The organism is Roseibium sp. (assembly GCF_025698965.1).
GTDB lineage: Bacteria > Pseudomonadota > Alphaproteobacteria > Rhizobiales > Stappiaceae > Roseibium.
The window spans coordinates 1-10349 of record NZ_JAILWL010000226.1 but is presented as its reverse complement, the minus strand read 5'-3'; the positions used below and the strand labels follow the sequence as shown (position 1 = coordinate 10349).

The window sequence follows — 10349 nt, the reverse complement described above, 5'->3', positions numbered from 1 at the left end:
CGAGCGCTGGTACCTGTAGCCACTGTCGGCCTGTTCTCCCGGAAAATCGGAAGAGATGATGTTGACCGTCAAACGGCCCTTCAACATGTGGTCGAGCGTGGCAATGGTTCGCGCCAGCATGATCGGTTGCATTTCGCCACAACGGACGGCCGCCAGCAGGTTGATGTTATCGGTGATCGGAGCACAGCCGGCGACAAAGGAAAGTGTGTCCTGGCCAACCTGATAGGACGACGGACACAGGATATTCCGGAAGCCCTGCGCTTCTGCGGTTTTTACGATCGAGGAACAGTGTTCCCAGGAAGAGCGAAGTCGGCCTTCCGGAACCCCCAGAAACTGATAGTCGTCGGAGCACAGCGCAGCAAACCAGGATACCTCCGCTGCATCAAGATCCGGCGATGTCACTGGGACAGTGGTCATGAAATGCCTCCCTAGGTTTCACTTATTTTCGAATGGCTTCATTTTGCCTTCGATTTCCACTTGCTTATCACCCGATTTGATGTAAATCAATAGTGTATCAATTTTTGAAAGAAGACAACCGGTAAGCCATGCAAACCGCATCGCAATCTTCCAGCGCACTTCCGCTTTATGTGCAAATAAGCGAGCTGTTGATTAGGGATATCGCCGCTGGACGGCTAATCGACGGAGAGCGTTTACCCCCTGAAAGGGAGATGGCGGAGGAGCTCGGAATTTCCATCGGTACCCTGCGCAAGGCTTTGGCAGACCTTACGGAAAAAGGCTTACTAGAGCGGATTCAGGGTTCGGGAAACTACATACGCCAAGGTGGCACCAACGAAAGCATCTATGCCATGTTCCGTCTGGAACTGCTTTCAGGTGGCGGCCTGCCCAGGGCGGACATTCTCGAGGTCACGAGAATTGAGAAACCCGACGACCTTCCGGAATTCGGAACGAGCCCCGAAGGCACCCGCATCCGGCGCCTCAGGTATCTCAATGATGTCATCATCGCGGTCGAGGAAATCTGGCTCGACGGTGACTCGGGCTTTGTGAAGCCGGATTTGCTATCCGATTCTCTTTACCGGTTTTATCAAAAACAACTGGGTTTCTGGATCTCCAGGGCTGAAGACCGGGTGACCATTGGAAAGGTGCCTGACTGGGCGCCGGAAACCTTTTCCAAAATGCCGGGAACGATCACAGGCTACATTGAGCGGTTCAGCTGGGCCGATCGTTCAAATCCGGTCGAGTATTCACGAACCTGGTTCGATACCGACAAGGCGCATTACGTACAGCGATTGAAATAGGCGGTATGGAATTAAACCCGCCTCATATGGAGGACTATATGCCTGCAAAGGTAAGGTACGGTGTTATCGGTTGCGGAATGATGGGGCAGGAGCACCTGCGCAACATCGCCTTGTTGCCGGACACCGAAGTGACGGTGATCTTTGAACCGGACGCCGCAATGGCAAAGGCATCGGCAGAGTATGCGCCCGATGCGCTGTTTGTTGGGTCCGTTTCAGAGCTTCTTGATGTGGAAGCGCTGGACTGTATTTTAATTGCCAGCCCCAATCATTGTCATGTCCAGCAGATGGAAGAAATCCGACAGAAGAGGCCGTTGCCCCTGCTGGTCGAAAAGCCGCTATTCACGGATCCTAAGGATCTGTCTGAACTTGAAATCTTCAAGTCCTCCTATCCGGCACCAGTCTGGGTCGCTATGGAATACCGCTATATGCCGCCGATTGCCGCGCTGATCGAACAGGTGCGGGAAGCGACCGGCGGCATCAAGATGCTGACGATCCGCGAACACCGTTTTCCGTTCCTCGACAAGGTTGGCGCCTGGAATCGCTTTAACTGCTATTCCGGCGGGACTTTCGTTGAAAAATGCTGCCACTTTTTCGATCTGATGCGTCTGATCATCGGAAGCGAACCGGTGCGTGTAATGGCATCTGCCGGTCAGGATGCCAATTACAAGGACGAGATGTATGACGGCGAACAACCGGATGTTCTCGACAATGGCTATGTCATCGTGGATTTCGAAAACGGTGCCCGCGCCATGCTGGAACTCTGCATGTTTGCTGAAGGCGCCCGCTATCAGGAAGAAGTTGTCGCCATCGGTCCGGAGGGAAAAATCGAGGCCTTTGTTCCGGGGCCGGGGCGTTTCTGGCCGGAAAAACTCGGTGAACCACCGGTGCCGCAATTGGTCGTTTCTCCACGGTCACCAAAAGGTCCGCGGCAGATCGATATTCCGGTTGATCCGACAATCCTTGACGCCGGAGACCATAACGGCTCCACTTACTATCAACATGAGGGATTCGTTGCCGTAGTTCGCGGTGAAAAAGAAGTACCTGATGTGACCCTGGAAGACGGTCGCCGCGCGGTTGAAATGGGGCTTGCGGCCCAGCAGTCCGCTCGCAGCGGCCAGGCTGTCACCATGGTAACGTCAAAACTTTCCTCGGTCGCTTGCTAAGAAAATAGCGGTGTTTCCTCCGAGGCTCCTGCCGGCGTGACGAAAGTCACGCCGGTTTTTTTGTTACTGAAGGACATGGACAACAATTTATCGAGTGGACCTGGCCATCCAAAAAATCAGGACGGAATTGCGGATAAACTGGCGTTACGTAACTTTTAGGGTGTCGCGCGCGATACGAAAAATGAAATCAATCTGTTACGACGCTCTGGACATTTCAATCAAGTGAGGTGCAGGATCTTCAGATAGAAACCGGGTTACGATTTCTTGACCGGGAATTTTCCGGTTCATGCAGCCCGTAAATGGCGTGTACCACCGTTGGGAGGGCCTGATGCGCAAGCCGATTTCCGTTCTTCTATCTTCAGCTTTGATATTTCAAACTGTACTTGTGAATGGTGTTTTGGCCGCCCCCGCGGTTACGACGGCAAACGTGAACTTTCGGCAGGGTCCGGGAACCAGTTACGGATCACTCGGAACGGTTCCTAGCGGAACACAGGTCGAGCTGGATAATTGCGACGACAGCGGAGCCTGGTGCACAGTCACCTATAACGGCCAGAATGGTTTTGTGAGCGGACAGTACCTGCAATTGATGGAGCCGGAGCAGACCACAGGCTGGCCGCGAAGCTTCGAAACGGATGCTGGCGCCACACTCATTCTCTACCAACCGCAATTCACTGAGTGGGATAACTTCAAAACACTCAAGGCACTCGTTGCGGCGGAATACGTCAAGGACAAGGATGCCAAGCCAGTCTTCGGCGTGATCGGTGTTCGTGGTCAAACCGTCGCTGATCCGGCAAACGGCACGGTTGATGTCAGTCAGATTCAGGTGACGGAGCTGGACTTTTCTGCTCTGGACCGAACCTCTCTCACCGACCTGACATTGCAGGTCGGTAAAATCATGCCGACCGGGACCGTGACCGTCAAAGAAGATCGGATTACGGCCGGATTGGCCGAATACCAACGTATGGAGGATGTCCAGGGCCTCAATGCCGAAGCACCACCGATTTTTATCTCCACAGAACCCGCGATCCTCGTGCAAACGGAAGGCGCCCCGATCCTGGCGCCGGTCAAGGGCGAGCAGGGGCTCAGTTTCGTCGTCAATACGAACTGGGACGTTCTGAAAATCGATGACACGGAGGAATTCTACCTTCGGGACGAGAAATCCTGGCTGAAAACCAAGGATGTTTCCTCGGGTTGGGAGCCTGTCGCGGATCTGCCGGAGCTCATCACAAAATTGCCGGATGACGAAAACTGGAAAGAAACGCGCGAAGCCATTCCGCCGCAACCTTTCCCCGACAACAAGGCACCCAAGGTCGTGTATTCCGACAAGCCTGCCGAAATGATTGTGTTTGACGGTGAACCGAAACTCGAGCCCGTCGAAGGCACGGACCTTGAATGGGCGTCCAATACCGAAAGCGATGTCTTCTTCCTGAAATCCACCGGCACATGGTACATACTGGTCTCCGGCCGCTGGTTCAAATCCGCTTCATTGGACGGACCGTGGGAATTCACGACCACGGACATGCCGTCTGACTTCCTGAATATTCCGGAAAATGCGCCTTATTATTCGGTGCGCTCATCTATCCCGGGAACATCCGAAGCGTCTCAGGCGAGGCTGAAGGCCTCCATTCCCACCACGGCCCGGGTTGAAGTCGGGTCGGTCAGCGCCGACGTCTCCTACGCCGGAGATCCGGAATTCGAGCCGATCGAAGGCACGTCGATGTCATATGCCGTGAACACCAACGAGCAGGTGATTCAGGTTGGGGCGAAATACTATGTCTTGCAAAATGGTGTCTGGTTCGTAAGCGACAGCCCGGATGGACCGTTTGTCGTTGCCACTGCAGTTCCGGATGAGATCTACACGATTCCACCATCGTCGCCGGTTTACAACGTGACATATGTTCGGGTGTATGAAACTGAACCCAATGCGGTCTGGTACGGCTACACAATGGGCTACCTGACAGGATTCCTTGCCTGGGGCGTCTTCGTCTATGGCACTGGCTGGTACTACCGGCCATGGTACAGACCGGGTTATCGGCCGATCTATTTCCCGCGTCCCGTCACCTATGGCATTGGTGCATTCTATAACCCCGTTCGTGGTGTCTATGGGCGCTACGGGTATGCCTATGGCCCGCGTAGGGGAATTGCCGGAGGCGGGATCTACAATCCACGTACAGGTGGTTACATTCGCGGCGCCGCCATCAGCGGGCCGCGCGGCAGCGCAGGTTTCATCACCGCGTATAACCCGCGCACCGGGAATCGGATCGTCGCAGGTGGAGCCCGTGGCATTTACGGTTCCTGGGGCGGAGCAGTTGTTTCCGGTCCGCAATGGTCCCGCACACGCGATATCCAGCAAGGGGCGGTCAACCGTTGGAAACAGTCAGGAGATCTTGGCCGCGTCGGCAGCCTGGATCGCCGCGGTGATGTTTTCGCAGGCCGCGACGGTTCGGTTTACCGCCGAGACGGGGAAAACTGGAAGAAATTCGAAGGTGGTCGCTGGGGGGATGTTGCAGCGCCATCACGCGAGAACCTACAGGACCGTTTGGGAGATTTCGGTGCCGGTGCAGCAGCAGGCGCAATCGGAGCCGGAGCAGGTGCCGCAATCGCCAACAGGCCGAACGCGGGCAATCGGCCGAATGCCGGAAACAGGCCGAATGTCCAAAGGCCGGCAAATCTACCGGCAGGACAGCGACCGAATGTGAGCCGGCCGGCCGGCGACCGCCCCACAAACCTGCCTGCAGGCCAAAGACCGAATGTTCAGCGCCCGGCACAACAGCCAAGTGTTCAAAGACCGGCGCAACAAAGACCCGCGCAAAGGCCGTCGACCCGGCCAGCACAGCGCCCACAGCAGGCACCGGCACATCTCAACAGAGATCGTCGAGCCAGGGATGCAGGCAACCGCCAGGTCAACCGTCAGCGCAATGTCCAGCGCTCACGTCCGCAACAGTCGCGTCCCCAACAGGCGAGACCGCAGCGCGGTGGCGGTGGCCAGCGCAGGGGAGGTGGCGGCGGTCATCGCCGGAGGTGAGCGGACTGTCTAGATTGGCAGATCGCGGGCATCCGCGATCGCCTCCATCGTCATGTAGGACGTGACCGTGTCCAGATCGACTTTTTCGATCAACCGCTGATAAACACGGTCGAAGGCATTCATGTCTTCGGCCACTACCTTCAACATGTAGTCGTAGTCTCCGGCAATCCGGTAAAAGTCGATGACGTTCGGGATAGCGGAAACCTCACTCCGGAAGGTTTCCAGCCAGTTCTTCGAATGGTGCCTCGTGCGGATCATGACAAAGACAGTGAGATTCAGCCCCAGACGGGCCGGATCCATCCGGATGGTATGACTTTCGATCAGTCCACTCTCATAGAGAGACTTCAGCCGGCGCCAGCAGGCATTCTGGGATAGGCCGACTTTTTCGGCGAGCTCCCGTTGGGACAGGCGCGCGTCTTGTTGCAGTGCGCGTAGCAACGCGCGGTCAATTTGATCGAATTTTTCTTCCATATCAGATCAATTGACACAAAATTTGTACAGAAACAATCATATTATGTGAGGTTTTAATACTGTGAAGGGTCGTATGATCTGGATAGTTAGATTCGGAGCAGAAAATGACCCATCAAACCGGAACCGCGCTCGATCGTTTCAAGGACGCGATCAAAGGCCCCGATTTGCTCGCACGTCTGCGCGCCGGGCTGATCGGTGAAGGCAAAACGATTTCCGGTCCATTCGGCGATAGGGAATTGATCTATGCCGATTATGTCGCTTCAGGACGAGCGCTACGGCAGATTGAGGAATTTGTGTTGGAGGAGGTGCTGCCGGTCTATGCCAACAGTCATACCGAGGCGTCGTTTTGTGGCAGCACAATGACCCGCATGCGCGAGGCTGCCCGCTCCGAAATCGCGCGCATCTGCGGTGCTGATAGCGAGCGCTTTGCGACCGTCTTTTGCGGTTCGGGAGCAACGGCCGGTCTGAACCGGCTCGTCCACCTTCTCGGAATTTCTGGTGCTGTCGATCGGGGCGAGGACCCGCTGGTCGTCCTTGGCCCTTACGAGCATCACTCCGACATATTGCCTTGGCGTGAAAGCGGTGCGGACGTGATTGAGATCGGCGAAGCCGGAACAGGCGGACCGGACTTGGAGGATTTGGAGAAAGTTCTACAATCCGCAGGCGAAGGGCGCTTGATCGTGGGAGCCTTTTCCATGATGTCCAACGTCACAGGCATTGTCACCGATGACAGAGCAGTCACCAGGCTCCTGAAACGCTATGGAGCCTTGAGTGTCTGGGATTGCGCCGGATCCGGCCCCTATCTGCCCATCGATATGAATGCGGGTACGGACGCGGAGAAGGACGCGGTCGTCGTGTCTCCTCACAAATTCATCGGCGGTCCTGCTTCAACCGGTGTCATGATCCTTCGCAAGGTGGCCGTAAAGGTGGATACACCAGTCTTTCCCGGTGGTGGAACGGTACGTTTTGTATCTCCTTGGAGCCACGTCTACACATCCAACATTGCAGCGCGTGAAGAAGCCGGTACGCCCAACGTTATCGGCGATATTCGCGCTGCAATGGCTTTTCTGATCAAGGAAGCCATCGGCCAAACCCTGATGGATGAGCGCAACGCCATCTGGCGCGCAAGGGCTCTGGCTGTATGGCAGGATAATCCGGCCATTGAAATCATGGGTGCCCCGGAGGCGCGGCACGTGTTGCCGGTCTTCTCGTTCCGGGTTCGGGACATGCAGCGGGGCGGCTACATTCATCAGCAACTGATCACCCGAATGCTGTCGGATGAATACGGCATTCAGGTTCGCGGTGGATGCGCTTGCGCAGGACCTTACGCGCATCGGCTTCTGGGCATCGAAGAGGAGGAATCGAGATCCATTGAGAAGAGTATTCTTGCCGGTGAAGAGCTGAAGAAACCTGGCTGGACCCGGTTGAATTTTTCTGTGCTGATGAGCGCTGAAAAAGTGGATAGGATCATTGCAGCCGTAGATGAACTGGCGCGCACTCCTTATCCGCTGGCCGATCAATACGCCTGCGACGAAACCACGGCCAGGTTCAAGGCCGTCCAAGATGCTGCTTGAAGGATACTGAAACGACATGTGCCGCTGGGCTGCCTGGAGCGGAGCTCCAAAATATCTGGAAGACGTAATCTGTGATCCGGAGCATTCCCTGATCGATCAGAGCCGCAATGCGTTGTCTTGCAAGACAGCTGTCAACGCAGATGGTTTCGGTGTTGCCTGGTACGGCGACAGGGAAACACCCTGTCTCTATAAAGACGTGAGACCGGCCTGGTCGGACCCCAATCTTCTGCAGATTGCCCAACATGTCCGGTCAGGCCACTTCCTGGCACATGTCCGGGCATCTACCGGGACAGTTACAACACGCGACAATTGCCATCCGTTCACCTATGACCGCTGGACTTTCATGCATAACGGCCAGGTTGGCGGGTATGACAAGATCCGCCGGCGCTTGGACAACATGATCCCGGATGACCTTTACAGGGACCGGATGGGCGGCACCGACAGTGAAAGCCTGTTCCTGATTGCGCTTGCCTATGGCTTGAAACAGCATCCGCGGGCGGCAATGGCCCGCGCGATCCACGAAGCCGAGGCACTGTCAAAATATTCAGGTACAAAGCCGCATATGCGCTTTGCGTCCGCTTGGTCGGATGGCAAAACCCTCTATGCAGCGCGCTATGCCTCCGACAAGTTCCCGCCAAGCCTTTATTACCGCGAATTTGAAGATGGTGTGATGGTCGTTTCCGAACCCCTCGATGAAGCGCGAAATTGTTGGGTGGAAGTTTCCAGCGGCGAGATGATCGAGGTTCGGGACGGCAAGGTGAAACAGATGGCCTTCGTCAAGGACGATGCATTGGTCGAAGCCTGACAGACGGGCTGCCGCTCAGCTCTCGATCCAGTGCCAGGCGGTTTCTATCTCGTTCTTGTCGAAGTGTTTTTCCTGAATACCGGCCAGTTTTGCGAAGGTCGCATCAACTGCGATCAGGGCCGTCAGCAACTTGCTGTCGGTCACGATCCCGATCTTGTTTAGATGTGACATGTGGGTCAGGACCCACTTGATATCCGCTGCGGCGGCTTCAAATGACACGCCAACATGATCGCCGAGCACCACGAGCACGTTGATCTTGTCATGCTCCTTTATGAGCTTTTCGGCCACGGCGATGAGGTTCCGCTCCTGATCAATGTCCAGTTTTCCGGAAATTTCGACACCCATTACCGGGCCCTGGCTGCGGGGCAGGATCATGTACATTTTCGCTCCTCCAAGCTCTTGAGCAAATATGCTTGCTCGATACCTTGAAGGTAGTGTGTCAATTCAGGGTTGATCAAGGCAGATCTTCAGCTTGCGGGTTACTGCGTAGGGCGCGGTTCCACAACGCAGTGGGTCCGATCAGGCTGTTTTTACCTCTGCGTCCTTCATCAATATGCGTGTTTGTGAATCGACAATCTCCCGAATCTGTCGGGTCAGCAGGCAATAGTCCGTCCGGTCCTGTCCGTAAGTCAGGTTAAACCTGTAAAACTCAGCGTCCTGCGGCGGCATCAACACGTGCTGCAACATTGTTTCAAGCTTGTCGAAGGCCTTCGCCAGACGGGCCTCCGGTGTCTGCGCGGACGCATACTCATCCCAGAGCGCCAGCAGTTCTGCTGCGAGGTCCGCCGGGAGAGGGGAGCAGAGGCTTTGAAAGTCTCGTCGCTCCCTGTCCTGTCGATCGTCGCCGGGTTGTTGCAATGGAGCAGGAACATCACCGGAAATGGCTTCGCCAAGATCGTGGATCAGTGCCAGTTTGATAAGCTTCAGGAGGTTGATGTTGCCGAGTTCCTTTTCAAAGAGCAGCGGCATCAGCGCCAGACGCCAGCTGTGTTCCGCTGTGCTTTCCGGTCGCCCTTTGCCGGTCGTTCCCGATCGAAGAGTGTCCTTCAGCTGCTCTGCAGCCTGTAAAAACTCCAAAATGCCAGCCAGCCTCTTGCCGTCGATTTCGGTACCAGTGCCGGGTAATTCTTCTGCTTTTGTCATAGCGCTGAATTTAGCTTCAAAAACGGGCCAGACCGACAGGCTGAATAATTTATGCAGAAGGAGAGGGTTCATCCCTGACAAGTCGCGCAAATCGGCCATCTGAAAGAGGCAGTCGTGAGATTCTGATCCGACTCTTCGGGATCGTCAGTTCAGCGAACTCCGCCCGCTCAGTCTCGTAGACAATGTCGGGGCCGAGCGGTTCGAACCAGCCATGGTCGCCCAACTGGTGTTCAATTGTCCGGATACTGTCGGACGCAAACCGCCAGAGTGGTCGGTCCATAAGCTCCGAGACAGGAACATGCCAATGCTCGGTCCGTGCCGTGGACACTGCCAGCAGCCGGTGTGTCAGGTCACAGACGAGATGAACAGGAGAGGAGGCTTGTGTCACAAGATCGAGAAGTGCCCTGTCAGCGGCGGTTTCCGGCCGGACCCGCAGCAACTGGGTGATTGCGAGCCGATGGGCTCCGCTTGGTTGCATCTGTCCGCTTTCCCAACGGGAAACCCGGCTTTGGGAAACACCCAGGTCCCGCGCAAGCGCTTCCTGCTTGATACGGTTCAACACCCGCCACCTGCGCAGCGACGGGCCGAGGCTGGTTTCCAAGACGGAGGTTTCTTTCGGCATGGCGAGAGTGTAACGGCAAATCGGGAAAAGGGGGAGTCGCTGTTTATTTTCCGAGTGGATGACCTAGAATGGGAAAAATAGTGGAATCACCAATGTGGCAAGGATCGCGAAAATGATATTGAGCGGCAGTCCCACGACCACGAAATCCCGGAATTTGTATCCTCCTGCGCCATAAACAAACGTGTTCGTTTGATATCCGATCGGGGTGGCAAAGCTGGCGGAGGCGGCAAACATGACGGCGATGATGAATGCCCTTGGGTCGAAGCCCAGTTCAAGCGCGAGGTCAATGA

10 protein-coding genes and 1 pseudogene are annotated in these 10349 nt (G+C 55.8%); 5 read left to right on the top strand and 6 right to left on the bottom strand.

Annotated features, from left to right (window positions below; genetic code table 11):
* Positions 1–417, bottom strand: a 417-nt coding sequence (locus K5905_RS18165; protein WP_297586381.1) for an LLM class flavin-dependent oxidoreductase, incomplete at its 3' end; no start/stop codon positions are given.
* A 128-nt stretch (positions 418–545) separates the two neighbouring features.
* Here K5905_RS18165 and K5905_RS18160 point away from each other — a divergent pair.
* The 3 genes from K5905_RS18160 (at position 546) to K5905_RS18150 (ending at position 5444) form a co-directional block, all read left to right on the top strand.
* The gene (locus K5905_RS18160; protein WP_297586380.1) at positions 546–1256 is read left to right on the top strand and encodes a GntR family transcriptional regulator; all 711 of its coding nucleotides are present in this window, start codon (positions 546–548) and stop codon (positions 1254–1256) included.
* Between the two features lie 38 nt (positions 1257–1294).
* Positions 1295–2419 (top strand): Gfo/Idh/MocA family oxidoreductase, encoded by a 1125-nt coding sequence (locus K5905_RS18155; protein ID WP_297586379.1) that lies wholly within the window; start codon positions 1295–1297, stop codon positions 2417–2419.
* Between the two features lie 328 nt (positions 2420–2747).
* Positions 2748–5444, top strand: a complete 2697-nt coding sequence (locus tag K5905_RS18150; protein ID WP_297586377.1) for an SH3 domain-containing protein — start codon at positions 2748–2750, stop codon at positions 5442–5444.
* A gap of 9 nt (positions 5445–5453) precedes the next feature.
* Here the strand turns inward: K5905_RS18150 and K5905_RS18145 are convergent, their stop codons facing one another.
* Positions 5454–5915, bottom strand: a complete 462-nt coding sequence (locus tag K5905_RS18145) for an Lrp/AsnC family transcriptional regulator (protein WP_297586375.1) — start codon at positions 5913–5915, stop codon at positions 5454–5456.
* Between the two features lie 104 nt (positions 5916–6019).
* Between K5905_RS18145 and K5905_RS18140 the strand changes: the two genes are divergently transcribed.
* Positions 6020–7489, top strand: a complete 1470-nt coding sequence (locus K5905_RS18140; RefSeq protein WP_297586373.1) for an aminotransferase class V-fold PLP-dependent enzyme — start codon at positions 6020–6022, stop codon at positions 7487–7489.
* 16 nt (positions 7490–7505) lie between these two features.
* Entirely contained in the window at positions 7506–8294 is a 789-nt protein-coding gene (locus K5905_RS18135; RefSeq protein WP_297586372.1) for a class II glutamine amidotransferase, read from the top strand.
* 15 nt (positions 8295–8309) lie between these two features.
* Here K5905_RS18135 and K5905_RS18130 read toward each other — a convergent pair whose 3' ends face one another.
* The 4 genes and pseudogenes from K5905_RS18130 to K5905_RS18115 form a co-directional block, all read right to left on the bottom strand.
* The gene (locus K5905_RS18130) at positions 8310–8675 is read right to left on the bottom strand and encodes an STAS/SEC14 domain-containing protein (protein WP_297586371.1); all 366 of its coding nucleotides are present in this window, start codon (positions 8673–8675) and stop codon (positions 8310–8312) included.
* Positions 8676–8813: 138 nt separating this feature from the next.
* Entirely contained in the window at positions 8814–9437 is a 624-nt protein-coding gene (locus tag K5905_RS18125) for an HD domain-containing protein (protein ID WP_297586370.1), read from the bottom strand.
* A gap of 49 nt (positions 9438–9486) precedes the next feature.
* Entirely contained in the window at positions 9487–10038 is a 552-nt protein-coding gene (locus tag K5905_RS18120; protein ID WP_297586369.1) for a helix-turn-helix transcriptional regulator, read from the bottom strand.
* 84 nt (positions 10039–10122) lie between these two features.
* Positions 10123–10349 (bottom strand): annotated as a pseudogene (locus tag K5905_RS18115) (anion permease); the annotation flags it as partial.